Origin of the sequence: Bradyrhizobium sp. 155 (assembly GCF_023101105.1) — a bacterium.
GTDB lineage: Bacteria > Pseudomonadota > Alphaproteobacteria > Rhizobiales > Xanthobacteraceae > Bradyrhizobium > Bradyrhizobium canariense_D.
Map to the genome: position 1 here is coordinate 1 of NZ_CP064704.1, position 18,198 is coordinate 18,198.

16 protein-coding genes are annotated in these 18,198 nt (G+C 64.2%); 5 read left to right on the plus strand and 11 right to left on the minus strand.

Going from position 1 to position 18,198, the window contains the following annotated elements:
* Together IVA93_RS00005 and IVA93_RS00010 are read left to right on the plus strand one after the other, a co-directional pair.
* Positions 1-855: a ParA family protein gene (locus IVA93_RS00005; RefSeq protein ID WP_018459645.1), complete on the plus strand. Its 855-nt coding sequence runs from the start codon at positions 1-3 to the stop codon at positions 853-855.
* A 76-nt stretch (positions 856-931) separates the two neighbouring features.
* Positions 932-1,816 (plus strand): ParB/RepB/Spo0J family partition protein, encoded by an 885-nt coding sequence (locus IVA93_RS00010; RefSeq protein ID WP_018459646.1) that lies wholly within the window; start codon positions 932-934, stop codon positions 1,814-1,816.
* Between the two features lie 154 nt (positions 1,817-1,970).
* Here the strand turns inward: IVA93_RS00010 and holA are convergent, their stop codons facing one another.
* The 4 genes from holA to IVA93_RS00030 form a co-directional block, all read right to left on the minus strand.
* Positions 1,971-2,999, minus strand: coding sequence for a DNA polymerase III subunit delta (gene holA, locus IVA93_RS00015; RefSeq protein WP_018459647.1), 1,029 nt, complete (start codon positions 2,997-2,999; stop codon positions 1,971-1,973).
* Positions 3,000-3,046: 47 nt separating this feature from the next.
* Positions 3,047-3,598, minus strand: a complete 552-nt coding sequence (gene lptE / locus IVA93_RS00020) for an LPS assembly lipoprotein LptE (RefSeq protein WP_018459648.1) — start codon at positions 3,596-3,598, stop codon at positions 3,047-3,049.
* On the minus strand, positions 3,585-6,209 hold the full coding sequence (leuS, locus tag IVA93_RS00025; RefSeq protein ID WP_018459649.1) for a leucine--tRNA ligase: 2,625 nt from the start codon (positions 6,207-6,209) through the stop codon (positions 3,585-3,587). Before leuS ends, lptE begins: the two co-directional genes overlap by 14 nt.
* A 197-nt stretch (positions 6,210-6,406) precedes the next feature.
* On the minus strand, positions 6,407-8,104 hold the full coding sequence (locus IVA93_RS00030) for a diguanylate cyclase domain-containing protein (RefSeq protein ID WP_018459650.1): 1,698 nt from the start codon (positions 8,102-8,104) through the stop codon (positions 6,407-6,409).
* A 108-nt stretch (positions 8,105-8,212) separates the two neighbouring features.
* On the opposite strand from IVA93_RS00030, the gene IVA93_RS00035 reads away from it, so the two are divergent.
* Entirely contained in the window at positions 8,213-8,902 is a 690-nt protein-coding gene (locus IVA93_RS00035) for a YggS family pyridoxal phosphate-dependent enzyme (RefSeq protein ID WP_018459651.1), read from the plus strand.
* A 138-nt stretch (positions 8,903-9,040) separates the two neighbouring features.
* On the opposite strand, the gene IVA93_RS00040 is transcribed toward IVA93_RS00035, so the two are convergent.
* Positions 9,041-9,814, minus strand: a complete 774-nt coding sequence (locus IVA93_RS00040; RefSeq protein WP_018459652.1) for a 2-keto-4-pentenoate hydratase — start codon at positions 9,812-9,814, stop codon at positions 9,041-9,043.
* 6 nt (positions 9,815-9,820) lie between these two features.
* Complete coding sequence (locus IVA93_RS00045) at positions 9,821-10,390, minus strand: L,D-transpeptidase family protein (protein WP_026233855.1); 570 nt, start codon at positions 10,388-10,390, stop codon at positions 9,821-9,823.
* A gap of 202 nt (positions 10,391-10,592) precedes the next feature.
* On the opposite strand from IVA93_RS00045, the gene IVA93_RS00050 reads away from it, so the two are divergent.
* Together IVA93_RS00050 and IVA93_RS00055 are read left to right on the plus strand one after the other, a co-directional pair.
* The gene (locus IVA93_RS00050; RefSeq protein ID WP_007598630.1) at positions 10,593-11,279 is read left to right on the plus strand and encodes a response regulator transcription factor; all 687 of its coding nucleotides are present in this window, start codon (positions 10,593-10,595) and stop codon (positions 11,277-11,279) included.
* Positions 11,280-11,337: 58 nt separating this feature from the next.
* Positions 11,338-11,781: a cyclic nucleotide-binding domain-containing protein gene (locus IVA93_RS00055; protein WP_007598631.1), complete on the plus strand. Its 444-nt coding sequence runs from the start codon at positions 11,338-11,340 to the stop codon at positions 11,779-11,781.
* Positions 11,782-11,901: 120 nt separating this feature from the next.
* Here IVA93_RS00055 and xth read toward each other — a convergent pair whose 3' ends face one another.
* The 5 genes from xth to IVA93_RS00080 all read right to left on the minus strand — a co-directional run bounded on the left by xth (position 11,902) and on the right by IVA93_RS00080 (position 18,181).
* Positions 11,902-12,717 carry an exodeoxyribonuclease III gene (gene xth, locus IVA93_RS00060; protein WP_018459654.1) on the minus strand — a complete coding sequence of 272 codons (816 nt, stop codon included), beginning with the start codon at positions 12,715-12,717 and terminating at the stop codon, positions 11,902-11,904.
* A 143-nt stretch (positions 12,718-12,860) separates the two neighbouring features.
* On the minus strand, positions 12,861-13,616 hold the full coding sequence (locus IVA93_RS00065) for an outer membrane lipoprotein carrier protein LolA (protein ID WP_018459655.1): 756 nt from the start codon (positions 13,614-13,616) through the stop codon (positions 12,861-12,863).
* A 151-nt stretch (positions 13,617-13,767) separates the two neighbouring features.
* Positions 13,768-16,242, minus strand: coding sequence for a DNA translocase FtsK (locus tag IVA93_RS00070; protein ID WP_026233856.1), 2,475 nt, complete (start codon positions 16,240-16,242; stop codon positions 13,768-13,770).
* 9 nt (positions 16,243-16,251) lie between these two features.
* Positions 16,252-17,466 (minus strand): aminotransferase class I/II-fold pyridoxal phosphate-dependent enzyme, encoded by a 1,215-nt coding sequence (locus IVA93_RS00075; protein ID WP_026233857.1) that lies wholly within the window; start codon positions 17,464-17,466, stop codon positions 16,252-16,254.
* 310 nt (positions 17,467-17,776) lie between these two features.
* Entirely contained in the window at positions 17,777-18,181 is a 405-nt protein-coding gene (locus tag IVA93_RS00080) for a GFA family protein (RefSeq protein WP_018459659.1), read from the minus strand.
* Positions 18,182-18,198 lie beyond the last annotated feature (17 nt).

Sequence of the window (18,198 nt, forward strand, 5' to 3'; positions counted from 1 at the left end):
ATGAGCGTGATTGACGAACCGCAGCAAGAACAGACCGCCGCCGTCCCGCAGGGCCATCCGCGCATCCTGGCGCTGGCGAATCAGAAGGGCGGCGTGGGAAAAACAACCACGGCGATCAATCTCGGCACGGCGCTCGCTGCGATCGGCGAGCGCGTCCTGATCGTCGATCTCGATCCGCAGGGCAATGCCTCGACCGGACTCGGCATCGATCGCCGCAACCGCTCCTGCTCGACCTATGACGTTCTGATCGGCGAGGCGAGCCTGCGGGAAGCGGTGGTGTCGACGGCAGTGCCGCGGCTGCATATCGCGCCCTCGACCATGGATCTCTCCGGCCTTGAGCTCGAGCTCGGCACCACGCCGGGTCGTGCGTACAAGCTGCGCGATGCGATCAGCGCGCTCAACAACAACGTCTCGCCCGACGCCGATTACACTTACGTGCTGATCGACTGTCCGCCCTCGCTCAACTTGATCACCGTGAACGCGATGGCGGCTTCCGACGCAATCCTGGTGCCGCTCCAGTGCGAGTTCTTCGCGCTCGAAGGTCTGTCGCAATTGCTGCAGACGGTGGAGCAGGTGCGCTCGACGCTCAATCCGAGCCTGTCGATCCACGGCATCGTGCTGACCATGTTCGACTCGCGCAACAATCTCTCGAACCAGGTCGTTGCCGACGTCCGGCAGTTCATGGGCGAGAAGGTCTACAAGACCATGATCCCGCGCAACGTGCGCATCTCGGAGGCGCCGTCCTACGGCAAGCCGGTGCTCGTCTACGATCTCAAATGCGTCGGCAGCGAAGCTTATCTGCGGCTCGCCACCGAAGTGATCCAGCGCGAGCGCGAGCTGCGGACGACGCATTGAAGCGGCGTTGATGCTACGAGTTACGAGTTTCGACAATTCAGTTCTGGAGTGCAGCGTGAATCCAAGGGAGCTGGCGATGGCCGACGAAGCGCGTTCGCGACTGGGCCGGGGTCTTGCGAGTCTGATCGGTGACGTCGGCGGCGAGGCTCAGCATGTCGATCGGCCGCGCGCGCAACGCAAGGTGCCGATCGAGTTCATCAAGCCCAATCCGCGCAACCCGCGCCGCACCTTTTCGGAGAGCGAGCTCAGGGAGCTCAGCGATTCGATCAGGCAGCATGGCGTGATCCAGCCGATCGTGGTGCGCCCGGTGAAGGGTGCGCAGGACCGCTTCGAGATCATCGCCGGCGAACGGCGCTGGCGCGCCTCGCAAATGGCCGGCCTGCACGAAGTGCCGATCGTCCCCGTCGACATCAGCGACAGCGATGCGCTGGAGTTCGCGATCGTCGAGAACGTGCAACGCGAAGACCTCAACCCGATGGAAGAGGCGCTTGGGTATCACGCGCTCGCCAACGAGTTCAAACGCAGCCAGGACGACATCGCCAAAGTCGTCGGCAAGAGCCGCAGCCACATCGCCAACATGATGCGGCTGACGAAGCTTCCCGCCGAGGTGCAAACCCTGATCACGACCGGCGAGCTGACCGCGGGTCATGCCCGCGCGCTGATCGGCGTGCCTGATCCGCTCGCTGCCGCCAAGCGCATCGTCGAGGAGGGCCTCAACGTCCGCCAGGCCGAGGCGTTGGCGCATGAAGAGGGCGTGCCGGAGCGCAAGCCGCAGAAGGCGCGCACGGGGGCGAAGGAAAAGGACCCTGACACGGTCGACCTCGAAAAGCGCGTCAGCGACGCGCTCGGGCTCAAGGTCACGGTGAGCCACCGCGACCCCGGCGGCTCGGTCCAGATCAACTACCGCAACCTCGATCAGCTCGACGAGGTGATGCGGCGGCTGGCGAAGGGCGCGCTGTAGCCGCTTGGTGTCGTCCTGGCGAAAGCCAGGACCTCATGCCGATCCACACGTCATTGCGAGCGCAGCGAAGCCATCCAGAATCTTTCCGCGGAGAGATTCTGGATTGCTTCGTCGCAAGGGCTCCTCGCAATGACGAGGGGACAGTGCGGGAAGCTCAGCTCCGCCGCTTCGCGTTTGCGGCGATCGCCATCAGCGTGCGCTGGGCGATGGCGGCGGCGAGGGTGGATTGCTTGCGGGTATCGAGCGCGGCGGTCGCGAGCTGCTCGATGATGACGGCGAGCCGCGCCACGCTGAAATTGCGCAATGCGGTTTCGACCGCGGGCTTCCGCGAAAAATGCAGGCGCGGATAGCCGCTGTCGAGCACCGCGGATGCGGGCGTGCCGTCGGCGATTGCGAGCGCCGATTTGTGCAGCCACGCCGCCTGACGCTGCGCCGCGGAGATGATCACGCCGGGGTAGGTGCCGGCGATCATGGCTTTGGCAAACTCGTTCTCGACGATCTCGGGCCGGCCGGCGAAGGCGCCATCGACGATCGGATCGAGTTTCAGTTCCGACGCATCGGCGACGACAGCCATCACGTCATCCAGCGTGATCTCGCCCTTGCCATGGGCATAGAGCGTGAGCTTGCGCAGCTCGTTGCGGGAGGCCTGGCGATCGCCGCCGAGGAACGACATCAGCGCCGCGCGGGCATCTTGCGCGATGCGCAAATTGGCGATGCGGAGCTCGTCTTCCATGAGCTTGGCGAGATCGCGCTCGGTATCGGGATAGCAGGCGATCGCGACGGCCGTCTTGGCGCGTTCGCAGGCCTTGCGCAGTGGCGATTCCGGACGCAGCTCGCCGGCCTCGATCACGATGCGGCAATCCCTGACGCCCATTTCCGCCAGCGTGTCGATAGCACTGGCAAAGCTGCGCGAGCCGGCGCGCACGCGGATGGCGCGGCGGCCGCCGAACAGCGGCACCGTCATGGCCTCGTCGACGAGGCGCGACGGCTCGGCGGAGAGCTCGTCGCCATCGACCTTGACCAGCGAGAAGGGATCATTGGGATCGTCGACGGACGAGGCGATCAGCGCATCCGCGCGTTCGCGGACCAGGCCGGCGTCGGGACCATAGAGCAGGATGATCGGACGGCCCGCATCGGGGCGGGCGAGAAAGGCGTCGATCTCTTTTCCGCGCAGCGCGACCATGTTGCCTGGGACTCGTCATTCCGGGCGAACCGGGGTGACGGGATGAATTAAGTGCCCGCGGTGAAGAACGAGGCGAGTCGAGTCGTGATGTTCTCGGCGATCTCGTTGGCAGCACGATCCTCGGCATCACGTACCGCGCGGTTGCGGCTGAAACGCTGATAGGAGCCGGGCATGTCGTAGGACACGCGGGAGAACGTGGTGCCTGTCATCACCGACTTGCCGCTGACGACCTCGATCAGATTGTACTGGGCGTCGAGGCCGTAGTTTTCGCTGCTGGGCAGGCCGGTGTTGGGATCGACGATCAGCGACGTCTTGCTGCTTGCGAAGCGGATCTCGAGGCGGTGGGTTGGCGGCATGCCAGTGGCGCTGCCATAGAGCTTGAAGGCCAGCGCGTTGCGGACCTCGACGCCGACCCGGGCCTCGCGTGAGGCATTGGCTTTGGCGATCGGGGGTAGATCGACCCCCATCAGCTTCTCGCGCAGACCGGGGGTGCCGTCGGTGTGCTCGGCATACATCGGGTGGAAGCAGCCGGCCGTCATGGCCGCCAGTGCGGCGACCGCCAGCAAGCGGGCTGCGATGCGGATCCTAGCCGACAACATTCACGATCCTCTTGGGGACGATAATCACCTTGCGGACGGGTTTGCCATCCAAGGCCAGTTTTACCGCATCGAGGGCCAAAACGGCAGCCTCGATTTCCGGATTCTCGGCCGCTGTTGCAACTGTGACCTCGCCCCGCTTCTTACCGTTGACCTGGACCACCAGGGTCACACTGTCTTCAACCAGCAAATCGCGTTCGATTTGGGGCCAATTGGCCTCGGAAACCAGCCCGCTATGGCCCAGAACCTGCCAACACTCCTCGGCCAAATGCGGCATCATCGGGGAGAACAGCTGGACCAGGATCTGGCTGGCCTCCCGGATCGCCCAGGCCAAATCTGGAGCCGGCTGGCCGGGACGTTGCAAGATCTCCGCAAACGCATTGGTGAATTCGCGGATATGGGCGAGGCAGACGTTGAAGTGCAGTCGCTCGATTCCGGTGGTGACCTTGTCCAGCGCGCCATGGGCAGCCTTGCGCAAGGCGGTGGCGTCCGGGCCGAAGCTGGCCGGCCGGGCCGTCGGCGCGCCCTTGCCGGGTTCCACAGAATCGTTCACCAGCCGCCACAGCCGCTGCACGAAGCGCGAGGCGCCCTGGACGCGCTCGTCGCTCCAGATCACGTCGCGCTCGGGCGGGGAGTCCGACAGCATGAACCAGCGGGCGACGTCGGCGCCATAGGTCTCGATGATGTCGTCGGGATCGACCGTGTTCTTCTTCGACTTCGACATCTTCTCGATCGGGCCGATCTGGATGTCTTCGCCTGACGTTAGCAGCGTGGCGCGGCGGCCGTTGGCGCCGGTCTCGACCTTCACCTCGACCGGCTGGACGTAGGTGCCGTCGGCCTTCTGGTAGGTCTCGTGCACTACCATGCCCTGCGTGAACATGCCCGCGAACGGCTCGTCCAGGGCGATGTGCCCGGTCGCCTTCATCGCGCGGGTGAAGAAGCGGCTGTAGAGCAGATGCAGGATCGCGTGCTCGACGCCGCCGATATACTGGTCGACCGGCAGCATCCGGTTGGCGACCTCTGGCGTCGTCGGAGCGTTCTCGTTCCAGGGATCGGTGAAACGCGCAAAGTACCAGGACGAATCGACGAAGGTGTCCATGGTGTCAGTTTCGCGGCTAGCCTTGCCGCCGCATTGCGGACAGGTGACGTGCTTCCAGGTCGGATGATGATCGAGCGCGTTGCCCGGCTTGTCGAAGGTCGCATCGTCCGGCAGTTCGACGGGCAGATCGGCATCCGGCACCGGCACGACGTCGCATTTCGGGCAATGGATGACGGGGATCGGGCAGCCCCAATAGCGCTGGCGCGAAATGCCCCAGTCGCGCAGGCGGAAATTGACCTGGCGCTCGCCGACCGGCGCGTTGCCGCGCAGCTCGCTCTCGAGACGCTTCGCCACCTCGTCCTTGGCCTGATCGATGGTCATGCCGTCAAGGAAACGCGAATTGATCATGCGGCCGTCACCGTCATAGGCGGTATCGGTGATGACGAATGATTTCGGATCCTGGCCCTCGGGGCACACCACCGGCGTGTTGCCGAGAGCGTACTTGTTGACGAAGTCGAGGTCGCGCTGGTCGTGTGCGGGACAGCCGAAAATGGCGCCGGTGCCGTATTCCATCAGCACGAAGTTGGCGACATAGACCGGCAGCTTCCAGCTCGGATCGAACGGGTGGACCGCGCGGATGCCGGTATCGAATCCCTGCTTCTCGGCGGTGTCGATGATCTCCTGCGCCGTGCCCATCCGCTTGATCTCGCCGATGAACTCGGCAAGCTTCGGATTCTTAGCCGCGGCTGCCTGCGCCAACGGATGATCGGCCGAGATCGCCATGAACTTCGCGCCGAACAGCGTGTCGGGGCGTGTCGTAAAAATCTTCAGCTCGCTCTCGCCGGCCGGCGTCGTCGTCGCGTCGAGCGCGAAGCGGATCAGCAGGCCCTCGGACCGGCCGATCCAGTTGCGCTGCATCAGCCGCACCTTGTCGGGCCAGCGGTCCAGCGTATCCAGTGCAGACAGCAGCTCCTGCGAGTACTTCGTGATCTTGAAGACCCACTGGTTCATTTCCCGTTGCTCGACAACGGCACCCGAACGCCAGCCCTTCCCGTCGATCACCTGCTCGTTGGCGAGCACGGTCATGTCGACGGGGTCCCAGTTCACCTTGCGCTTCTCGCGCTCGGCGAGGCCTTCGCGCAGGAAGTCCAGAAACATCTTCTGCTGGTGCTTGTAATAGGAGGGATCGCAGGTCGCGATCTCGCGGCTCCAGTCCAGCGACAGTCCGATCGAACGGAGCTGCTTCTTCATCGCGGCGATGTTGGCGTAGGTCCAGGCCTTCGGTGCGACCTTGCGCTCGATCGCGGCGTTCTCGGCCGGCAGGCCGAAAGCGTCCCAGCCCATCGGGTGCAGCACGTTGAAACCCTTGGCTCGCATGAAGCGGGCCAGTACGTCGCCAAGCGTGTAATTGCGGACATGGCCGATATGGATGCGCCCCGACGGGTAGGGGAACATCTCAAGCACATAGTATTTCGGCCGCGGATCGTCGTTTTTGGAGACGAAGATCGCCTGTTGGTCCCAGGCGGCTTGCCAGCGCGGTTCGGCGTCGCGGGCGTTGTAGCGTTCGGAGGTCATGGAATCGTTGGGTTTTCGTGGATCTGGCCGTCTAAAGACGGCGGACTAGGCCATAGAAGTCCTCGGGGGGTCAATGGGTTGCCGCTGGCGGCGCGGCGCCGCAAGGCTGCTCCGCAAAAATACGGAGAGTCCTGTTCGGCTCGCCGGGCCTGGTCACCGAGAGCGAGGTCGATCGCGTCCGGGCTGCGGGTTAGCCCTCAGCCCGCCATCATCATTTCCGCCGCGCCGTTGTCGATCACCGTGATGCCATGCTCGACGACGTTGTTGCGACCGCGGTGCTTGGCGGCGTAGAGCGCGGCGTCGGCGGCTTCGATCAAATCGCCCGGACGCAAGCTCTCGTTGGGCTTGGTCGCGGCAACGCCGATCGAGACGGTGACGATCATGTGGTCGGAGGTGATGTGCGGCAGGCCCAGCTTCAGCACGGCCGCACGCGCCTGTTCGCCAATTTCGACGGCGCGCGCCACGTCGGTGTTCGGCAGCAACAGGCAGAATTCCTCGCCGCCGTAGCGGGCCGCGAAGCCCATCGTGTCGGCGGCGATGCCGGACAGCGATTCGCCGAGCCTGGTCAGGCAAGAATCGCCTTCGAGATGGCCGTAGGTGTCGTTGAACAGCTTGAAATGGTCGACGTCGATCATCAACAGCGCGAGGTCGCTGCCATATTGCTGCGCGCGCATCCATTCGAAATCGAGGCGGCTCTGGAAGCCGCGGCGGTTGGCAAGCCCCGACAACATGTCGATCGAGGCCATCACCGTGAGTCGGTCATTGCTCGCCATCAGCTCGCGTTCGCGCTGGCTGAGCTGTGCGGCCATCGCGTTGAACGCGCGGGCGAGCGGCACGAACTCGGCCGGCAGGCGATTGCGCGCGGCACGCGCCGACAGATCGCCCTCGCCCAGACGCTTGGCCATGTCGGCGAGCATCCTGATCGGCTTGATCACCAGTTTCTCGGCTGCGATCAGCGCGCCGAGCAGCACGAATACGACGACGAAACCGAGCTGGAGATAGGCGGTGCGGATGTCGCGGCTCACGGCCGCGGACACCTTGTCCTCGTCGATGCTGGCGATCAGGCGGGCATTGGTTCCGGCGATGCGGATATAGCTGACCGCGCGGCGGGAGCCGTCGGCAGCGAGGAAAGAGAGTGAACCTTCGTCCTGGTCAGACCTCAGCGCCTTGTCGGCGATCGCGGACATCAGCGGCATGTTGTCGAGCGGACGGCCGATCGCACTATGCTGGTCGGCCGGTGCCGCCAGCACGGTGCCGGTGCTGTCGACCAGCACGGCCGTGATGCCGGCGCGCCCCCCCAGATTGCTCATGACCTTCGACATCCAGTCGAGGTTGACGGTGGCGAGCACGACGGCATCCGCTACGCCGCTGAAGGCGGACACCGGGTAAACCGCCATGACGGTCGGTGTCAGCACCGGGCGCGACAGGATGAAGTCGCTCAGGACGAAGCGGCCGGTTTCCTGCGCCTGCTGGAAATACGGCCGGTCACTGAGGTCCAGGCCGACATACATGTTGTTGGTGGCGCACTGGATGCGCCCGTCCTGGCCGGCGATCAGAAGCGTGCGGATCCAGGGAAGGTTCGACGGCAGGCTCGCGCGCAGCACGTCACAGCTCTTGCTGATGCCGCCGGCGGAGGCGCGGATGAAAGCTTCCGATTTCAGGATGGTCTCGACCGACGAGATCACCTCGCGCTGCGCATCGGCGCTGTGTCTTGCAACGGTGGTGAATTCGGCTGTGGCCTGTGCGATCTGCCGTGTGCGCGTGTCTTCCAGCGATCGGATGCGTTCGAACATCAAAGGCGTCACCAGAATCACCGCGAGCAACGCAAGCCGCGCCCGGATTCCGAGAACCTGCTTGAGTTTCGCTCGTTTGCGGTTGAAACTGACGTTTGACATCTTCGCTGCCCACCCCGCGGCTAAGGTAAAGCGAGGGGTTCAAAAACTCTTTCTTGAACTCGGTAAAATTAGAACTAGCTCCGCAACAACCAGCTCCGATGCGACATCATGACTGAAGCCAACGCCGCGCCGCTAACCGGCCATTCACCAAACGCGCTCGCCGCGGTCGAAGCCGAAATCGCGCGCGCCTGCAAGGATGCGCGGCGCGAGCGTGCCTCCGTGACGCTGATCGCGGTGTCGAAAACTTTCGCCGCGGATGCAATTACCCCGGTCATCGGCGCCGGGCAGCGCGTATTCGGGGAGAATCGCGTGCAGGAGGCCAAAGGCAAGTGGCCCGCGTTAACTTCTGTTTACCCCGATATCGCGCTGCATCTGATCGGCCCGCTGCAATCCAACAAGGCGAAAGAGGCAGTCGCGCTGTTCGATGCCATCCATTCGGTCGATCGCCCGAGCATTTGCCAGGCGTTAGCCAAGGAAATCGAATCCCAGAACAAGCACCCGGAATTGTTCGTGCAGATCAATATCGGTGAGGAGCCGCAGAAGGCGGGCATCGCGCCCGGCGAGGCCGATGCTTTCATCGCGAGCTGCCGCGACACCTACGGGCTGACGATCTCGGGGTTGATGTGCATCCCGCCGGTAGACGAGCCGCCGGCGGCGCATTTCGCGCTGACCGCCAAGGTCGCCGCGCGCAATGGATTGAAGAAGCTCTCGATGGGCATGAGCGCGGATTATGCGACCGCGATCATGCTCGGCGCCACCCATGTGCGCGTGGGCAGTGCGATCTTCGGGCGCCGGTGAGAGCCGTTAGCGACGGCAGAGCGCCATACGAACTCTCGATTTCGTCATTGCGAGCACAGCGAAGCAATCCAGAGTCCCTCCGCGGAAAGATTCTGGATTGCTTCGCTGCGCTCGCAATGACGGTGGTGTATGTGGGGCCTATTCAAACCCCACTGCCACCTTCCCCAGCGCGCCAAAGTCCGCGACAAACCGATCACCCGCCTGGATCGGAAGCGGCGGATGGCACGTGCCCGTGGTCACTACCTCCCCTGCCCGCAAGATGATGCCGAGGCCACGCAGCTCGTTGGCCAGCCAGGCCAGGGCAATGCGGGGATCGCCGAGCACGTTCTTGCCGTGGCCGAGATAGCGCTGGCCGCGTAGCGTGATCTGCGGCCGCTCTTCGACGAGATCCATGGCACGCCAGTTCGCATTCGTCGCTGCGCCCAGCACGAACAGATGCGCACAGGCGTTGTCGGCGATGAGCTGCGCCTCGCCGGCGCTGGCGAAATCGGCAAAGCGCGAATCGGGAATCTCGATCGCGGGATGCAAGCTGTCCACGGCGGCGAGCACCTCGTCGACAGTATATGGCGCCGCGCGCGGCGGCAGATCGCGCCCCATGCCGAAAGCGAACTCCGGTTCGCCGACGCGCATCGCGTTGCCCTTCATCGAGGCGGTGCCGCCATCGGCGATCACGGTGTCGCTCATGATCCGACCGGCCAACGGTCCCGCGACATTGATGTGCTTCTGTCCGGACTCGCTCGTTGCCGCGATCTTCCAGCCGAACAAAGTCCCGCTGAGCGCAGCCTGCACGGCGTAAGCCTCGGTGCGGTTCTGAGGCCGCAACTCTGGCTCCAGCGCGTCAAGCTTGGTGCCGTCGCGCCAATGTTTAACCAGGACCTGCGAAGCGGCGGCGATCTGATCCTTGTCGAGCATGTGTCCTCATCCGATGATGATTTTTGTTTTTGGTCCAAGCCGCCGCAGCAATTGTCGCATCGCCGCTTCGGTCATCGAGACGCAGCCTGCGGTGGGGCCGAAATTGTCGCGGGCCAGATGCAAGAACACCGCGCTGCCCCGGCCGGCGATCCGCGGCCTCGTATTGTGGTCGATTTCGATGATGAAGTCATAGAGATGGTCGGCCCGCTTGAGCCGGTCGCCGCCCTGCCCCTGGCGGAGGCGGATTCCCTGATTGTAATGACGGTCCTTGGGATCCTCGCACCAGGCGTCCTCGCCGGTGATGATCCGGGCCGGCAGGAAGGTCTGCGGGCGGCTGTGCCGGTCGCCCCGCCACCACAATCGCCTCGGACGGAAGCTGCCCCGCGGGGTGCCGCCATCGCCCTCGCGCTTGTTCGCCAGAATGCCGCCGCGTCCGAGCGCCACCGGAATCGTCAGCGCTCCGGCGGTCAGCCAGCCCCGGCGCGGCTTCCCGGCGGCAGGCTTAACGCGGATCACCGAGAGCGGCCCGGCGCTCCGGTTCATGGTGTAACTAGCTGAAGCAGCTTTATTTTTCATGTGAACGTGCGATGTCGAATTCATTACAGGACATTCATCAAAACGGCCTGCTATTCTAGGTTAGAGTGGTTCTGGCTTGTGAATCGGTAACAGCCCACTACTTCAAGACGAACAACAATAATAACGGCGACCCCTAAACTTCCCTCTCGGCTGGGTGCAGCATGGATGCGCGCCGCGCCGGACCCCAAAAGGATGACCCCCTATGGCCAATGCCCGCAAGATCCTGATCGTGGATGACGATACCGATCTGCGCGATACGTTGGTGGAGCAATTGTCGCTGCACGAAGAATTTGAAGCCTCCGCGGTCGATACCGGCGCCAAGGGCGCGAGCGCCGCGAAGGCCAATGCCCCCGATCTCGTCCTGATGGATGTTGGCCTGCCCGACACCGATGGCCGCGAAGTGGTCCGTTCCTTACGCAAGGGCGGGTTCAAGGCTCCGATCATCATGCTCACCGGGCATGACACCGATTCCGACACGATTTTGGGGCTGGAATCCGGCGCCAACGACTATGTCGCAAAACCCTTCCGCTTCGCCGTACTGCTGGCGCGCATCCGCGCCCAGCTCCGGCAGCACGAAGCCAGCGAGGACGCAGTGTTCTCGGTCGGCCCCTACTCTTTCCGGCCCGGCTCCAAGATGCTGACCGCCGCCAATGCGCGCAAGGTCCGGCTGACGGAGAAGGAAACCGCCATCCTCCGCTTCCTCTACCGGGCCGGCCAGATGCCGGTCTCGCGCGAGACCCTGCTCCAGGAGGTCTGGGGCTACAATTCCGGCGTCACCACCCACACGCTGGAAACCCACATTTACCGGCTTCGCCAGAAGATCGAGAAGGACGCCGCGAACCCGGAAATCCTGGTCACGGAAGCCGGTGGCTACAAGCTGGTGCCGTGATACGCTTCAGGGGCGTGCGAATCGTTTTAGATTGCGTGCCCTTGAGCCCCGGACCTGAATGTCAATCGACGATGATGTAGCGCTTCTCGAGCGTGTCCCGACACTGCGCCTGTTGGGAGACGCTTCGTTGCGCATGCTGGCGATCGGCTCCGAGCAGCGTGACTTCGTCCGCGGCGACGTCTTGTTCAATCTCGGCGACGATGCCGATGCCGGCTTCGTGGTCCAGCGCGGCGCCTTCCGGGTCGACGACGGCGCCGGTGCGGAGATGATCGCAAGTCCCGGTGCGTTGATCGGCGAGCTCGCGCTGATCGTGCCGATGAAGCGGCCGTCGAGCGCGATCGCGATCGAGCACGCCTCCGTCATCCGCGTCGCGCGCAGCCTGTTTCAGCGTGTGCTCGAAAGCGACCCCGCCGCCGCCGTCCGCCTGCGCGACGAATTCGCGGTGCGCTCCAGCCAGATCGCCAGCGATATATTGATGGCGGGTGCGAAGCTGACGTCGTGATGTCGTCCTGGCGAAGGCCAGGACCCGTCATCCCAAATGTTTCTGGCTTGGTGCGATTGCCGATGTCCTCGCGCAACAACGAAGATTGGTGTAATGGGCCTGGCTTTCGCCAGAGCGACATTAAACCTCGAGCGTCACCGTCACCGGCACATGATCCGACGGACGCTCCCAGCTCCGCGCATCGCGCAAAATCTTGAAATCACTCACCGCATCTTTCAGCGCGCGCGAGACCCAGATGTGGTCGAGCCTGCGGCCGCGGTCGCCGACAGTCCAATCGGCGGAGCGGTAGCTCCACCACGTGTAGACCTTTTCCGACATCGGAATGCGATCGCGCGCGACATCGACCCATTCGCCGGCGGCGAGCGCGGCTTGCAGCTTCTCGGTTTCGATGGGCGTGTGCGACACCACTTTCAGAAGCTGCTTGTGCGACCAGACGTCATTCTCATGCGGGGCAACGTTGAGATCGCCGACCAGGATGTGGCGATCCTCGCCGCGCGGATGCAACGGCTCGCACGCCTTCATCTCGTCGAGGAAGCGGAGCTTGTGATCGAATTTCTCGTTCAGCGCGGGATCGGGAATGTCGCCGCCGGCGGGCACGTAGAAATTATGCACCACCAGGGGTTTCGCGATCCCGGCCCTCTCACCGAACGACACCGAGATGTGGCGTGAATCCACCTTGTCGCAGAAGGTGCGGATGTCCTTCGACTCGAACGGAATCTTCGAGACGATGGCGACGCCGTGATAACCCTTCTGGCCGTTCAACGCGACATGCTCGTAGCCGAGCCGCTTGAAGCGCTTCAGCGGAAAAGCGTCGTCGATGCACTTGGTCTCCTGGAGACACAGCACGTCCGGCCGCGCGCTCTTGAGAAATTTTGCGACCAGATCGATGCGCAGCCGCACCGAATTGATGTTCCAGGTTGTCAGGGAAAAACGCATGAGATTGATCTAACAAACTCCATCCGTCATGGCCGGGCTTGACCCGGCCATCCACGCCTTTTTGTAGGTCCAGATTGTAGGTCCAGAACGTGGATGCCCGGGACAAGCCCGGGCATGTCGATCATCGCAGCAGCGAGTAAGTCTCAGCCCGGCGACGGGCCGTAATTGGTAAAATCGATCTTGAACATGCCGGGATCGAGCTTCTTGCTCGTATCCAGATTATAGACCGCGATCGTGGTGTCGTAGCCCTGCGGGTCGGTGACGGTCCACTGCTTCAACTGGCCGTCCTTGGCGCCGAACATCAGCAAGAGGCGACTGGTGCCGACCAGCGCCTGCTTCTCCTCGATGGTGACGCTGACGAAGACGTCGTCGGCCGAGACGTTGACGACGTTGGTGTCCTTCATCAGGTCGATGCGGTCGGACAGCAGGAAACGCAGCGGTGTCTGTGACAGCGGATAGACGTCCTGCGTCGCGAGCTTGCGGTCGCGCACCACCAGCGACGATCCGTCGGCGACGATGTCGATCGGGCTCGGCGCGTCATATTCGAAGCGCACCTTGCCCGGCTTCTGGATGTAGAAGTCGCCTTGCGTCTTGCTGCCGTCGGGGCCGACCTGGACGAAATTCCCGACCAGCGTCGACAATGACGACAAATAGGCGCTGACCTTGGCGGCCTGGGCCTTCTGGTTCGCATCGAAGGTCTGGAAGATGCTGCTCGGCACGTTGCGGCGTGGATCCGGAATCACCGGATTGGGCGGCGTCTGGGTCGCGCCGGTGACCGCGGGCCCTCCAACGGCCGGACCGCCGTCGCGGCCCTTCGGTGCAGGCTTCGGCACGGGAACGGTCTGCGCGAACGACGCCGTGATCACCATCGCGGCGGTGACGAGAATTACGCCGGCCATGCGCGCGCTCCGCGCGGCGACAATGGCAGCGAATCGAATGTCCGGATGTCTGATCAACGCGTCGTCCTGTGTGGCTGGGCGCCCTTTTAGCGTGATTTCGGCCAAAAGCAGATAACGTTTTTGCGTGAATGATGGTTTGAGGCGGCTCGCCTCACATATGGCTGTCTTCTTCCTCGACCAGGATCTCGCGCTTGCCGGCGTGGTTGGCGGGTCCGACGATGCCCTCCAGTTCCATGCGCTCCATCAGCGATGCGGCGCGGTTATAGCCGATCTGCAGGCGGCGCTGGATATAGCTGGTAGAGGCCTTACGGTCGCGTTTGACGATCGCAACAGCCTGCGAGAACAAATCGCCGCCGCCATCCGCGCCCATGGCGGACGCGTCGAACACCGCGCCGTCCTCGTCTTCGCTGGGTTCTTCGGCCGTGACGGCTTCGAGATATTCCGGCTGTCCCTGCGTCTTGAGGTGGCGCACCACCTTCTCGACTTCCTCGTCCGACGCGAAAGGTCCGTGCACGCGGCTGATGCGACCGCCCCCGGCCATGTAGAGCATGTCGCCCTGGCCGAGCAGCTGCTCGGCACCCATCTCGCCGAGAATCGTGCGGCTGTCGATCTTGGACGTCACCTGGAAGGCGATGCGGGTTGGGAAGTTCGCCTTGATGGTACCGGTGATGACGTCGACCGATGGACGCTGCGTTGCGAGGATCACGTGCAGGCCGGCGGCGCGCGCCATCTGCGCGAGGCGCTGCACCGCGCCTTCGATGTCCTTGCCGGCAACCATCATCAGGTCGGCCATTTCGTCGACGATGATGACGATGTAGGGCAGCGGGTCGAGCGAGAGCTTCTCTTCCTCGTAGATCGCCTTGCCGGTTTCCTTGTCGAAGCCGGTGTGCACCGTGCGCGTCGGCTCTTCGCCCTTGGCCTTCAATTCGAGCAAGCGCGTGTTGTAACCGTCGATGTTGCGCACACCGAGCTTGGCCATGTTCTTGTAGCGCTCTTCCATCTCGCGCACGGCCCATTTCAGCGCGACCACCGCCTTCTTCGGGTCGGTCACGACGGGCGTGAGCAGATGGGGAATGCCGTCATAGACGGAGAGTTCGAGCATCTTCGGATCGACCATGATCAGGCGGCACTGGTCCGGGCGCAGCCGATAGACCAAGCTGAGGATCATGGTGTTGATGGCGACCGACTTGCCGGAGCCGGTGGTACCGGCGATCAGCATGTGCGGCGTGCGTGCGAGGTCGATGATGACGGGATCACCGCCGATGGTCTTGCCGAGGCAGAGCGGCAGTTTCGCAACCGAATCGACAGTCTCCTTGGCGACCAGCAGCTCGCGCAGATAGACCTTTTCGCGATGCGCGTTCGGCAGCTCGATGCCGATGGCGTTGCGGCCCGGCACGACGGCGACGCGCGCCGAGAGCGCGCTCATCGAACGGGCGATGTCGTCGGAAAGTCCGATCACGCGCGACGATTTGATCCCCGGCGCCGGCTCCAGCTCGTACAGCGTGACCACGGGACCCGGATGGGCCTTCACGATCTCGCCGCGAACGCCGAAATCCTGCAGCACGCCTTCGAGCGCGCGCGAATTGGTTTCCAGCTCGGCCTTGCTGAGCGGCTGGCGATCGCCGGCCTTGGGCGCGGCCAGCACCGACACGGACGGAAGCTCGAACTTGTCGGAAGATTTCTTGGAAGCAGCCTTTGGAGCAGCCTTCTTGCGCGGCGCGCGCGCGGCGGGCTCCTCCTCCTCTTCCTCCTCGTGGTCTTCTTCGTGCTCGTCCTCGTCGTGCTCGTCTTCGGACTGCGGCGAGATCGGCGGCGCGGCGCGGCCGCCACCGAGCTTCGGCTCCTGACGGCTGAAGGCAACGGCCTTGGTCTTCGGTCCGCTCGAGACCAGCGAGCGGTAGGCCGCGCCAAGCAACCAGATCAGTCGTGCCTTCGTGCTCATCAAGGCGTGGAACAGCCAGCCCAGCGATACCGAACCGCGATCGCTCTCCTCGTCCAGGTCGAGCGGCTTGTCATCGTCCTCGATCTCAGCGAGTTCGTCGTCATGCTCGCGTGCGCCGAGGCCGCAGGCGATCAGGAAGGTCGCCGCCATCGCGGCGAACAGGATCGTGCCGAGCACGATGCGATAGATCATGCCCGGCGGTCCGAAGATCACCGCGGGCGCGCGAACCAGGGCATCGCCGACCACGCCGCCGAGGCCTGTCGGCAGCGGCCAGGCGCCGCCATGTGGCCAGCAGCTGACGAAGCCCGCCGCGATCACCGTGCAGAGAATCCAGCAGCCGAGCCGCAGCGCCTCGCGGTCGAACGGGCGATGGGTCAGCATGCGCCAGCCCCAGACCGCGACGGTCAGGACCAGCATGATCGCGCCGAGCCCGAGGATCTGCATCGCAAGGTCGGCGCCGATCGCGCCGGCATAGCCGAGAATATTGCGGATCGGCCGCGACGTTGCGTGGCTGAGGCTGGGATCCTGCACTGACCAGGTCATCAGCGCCGCCGAGGCGGCGCCCGACAATGCGATCAGGCCGAGACCGCTGAGCTCGCGCACGCGCCGCGCCAGCCCCTCGCGGATCGAGGGCGGCAGATGGCTGACCAAGGGAATGACACGTTCGATTGTCGACATGCTCATGGGCCCCGCCTAACCCAGAGTCTCGACCAGGCGGTGCAGCGCCTGCGCCGTGGTCTCGCCATCCTGCACAAGCGCAAGGCGAATGTAGCCTGCGCCGGGATTGAAGCCGTCGGGCTGGAGCCGCGCCAGATAGCTGCCGGGCACCACGCGCACGCCTGCTTCCTTGAAGAGTTTCAGGCACACAGACACATCGTCGCCGATTTCGGACGTGTTGAGCCAGACGCAGAAGCCGGCATCGGGCCGGCGATAGCCGTAACGATTGCCGATGATCTGGTCGGCGAGATCGAACTTGATGCGGTAGAGCCTGCGGTTCTCCTCGACATGCGCCTCGTCGCCGTAAGCAACGGTCGCGACATGCTGCAACGGGACCGGCACCTGCGGCGCCGCGATGTTGCGCAATTCGAGGAACATGCCGATGAGTTTTTTGTCGCCGGCGGCGAAGCCGACGCGCAGGCCCGGCAGGTTCGAGCGCTTGGACAGCGACTGGAACGCGACCACGCGGGTGAAATCAGGGCCAGCGCATTCGAGCGCGCTGCCGGGCGCTTCGCGGGTGTAGATCTCCGAATAGCACTCGTCGCTGAGGATCACGAAGCCGTAGCGGTCGGCGAGCTGCTTCAGGCGAATGAAATAATCGCGCGAGGCCACCGATCCCTGCGGGTTGGCGGGCGAGGCCAGATAGAACGCCACCGTGCGCGCCAGCGTCGCCTCGTCGATGGCGTCGAGATCGGGCAGGAAGCCGTTCTCGGCGGTGGTCGGCAGGTAGACCGGCTCGCAAGCAGCGGCGCGGGCGCCGGCGCCATAGACCGGATAGAACGGGTTCGGCATCAGGATCGCGGGCTTGCCGGGACGCGGGCCGACATAGCGCGCAGCCGCGATGGCGGCGAGGAACAGCCCCTCTCGGCTGCCATTGAGGACGAGAATCTCGCTCTCGGGATTGAGCGGTCGCGGCAGCTTGAAACGCGACGACAGCCAGGCGCCCGCGGCCAAGCGGAACGGGTCGGTGCCCTTGTTCGCGGGGTAACGGCCGAAATCGGCGATGTGCTTGGCCAGTACCGGGCCGACGAAATCAGGCACCGGATGCTGCGGCTCGCCGACGGCAAGCGAAATCAAAGGCTTGCCGGGCTGATGCGGTGCCAGCAGCTCGTTCAGCCGGACGAAGGGAGAGCGTTCGCTATCGGAGCTTCCACTGTCCTGCGGCGCACGGGATGAAGCGGTCATAGCCATTCTGGACGCCAGCACTCTTGGAACAGCCGGTCGCAGCACGGCGCCGACGGGAAGCGGTTCAGTTCACCATAGATAGGGCGAGGTTAAGACGCGATTAACCATCGGTCGCCGCCTCGGTCCAGAGCAGGAATAATGAGGCCACGGGCGGCTCTCGGAGCTGGTCATGCCATTGCGAGGGGGTGGACGTCTTGGCGATGTCATGGCCGGGCCTGTCCCGGCCACCCACGGCCTTTCCGACGGCGTCCAAGAACGTGGATGCCGGGACAAGCCCGGGCATGACGGCTTATGACGGCTTTGGCGGATAGGCGCCCTAATGCCCCGGCAGCTTCTCGAATGTCGCCATGCCCGCGGGGATCGCGTGGAAGTCCTGCTTGTCGCAGGTGTAGATCGCCATCTGCGGATGGAACTGCGCAGGTTCGTCCAGCGTGCCGACCTTCAGGATCGCCGCCGGCAGGCCGGGAACCTTGGTCACCAGATGGGTCCCGCATTGAGCGCAGAATTCGCGCGTGACGGCGCGTTCGAGGTCCTTGCGCGCGAATTGCTTGGGTTGCCCGGTGATGTAGCTGAAGCCAGCCGCCGGCATCGCGATGAAGGTGTTGGGCGCGCCGCCCGAGATGTACTGGCACTCGCGGCAATGACACTGCGCCTGCATCATCGGGTCGCCCTCGGCGACATAGCGCACTTCGCCGCAATAGCATCCGCCTTCCAAACGCATGACGACCTCCCGATTGT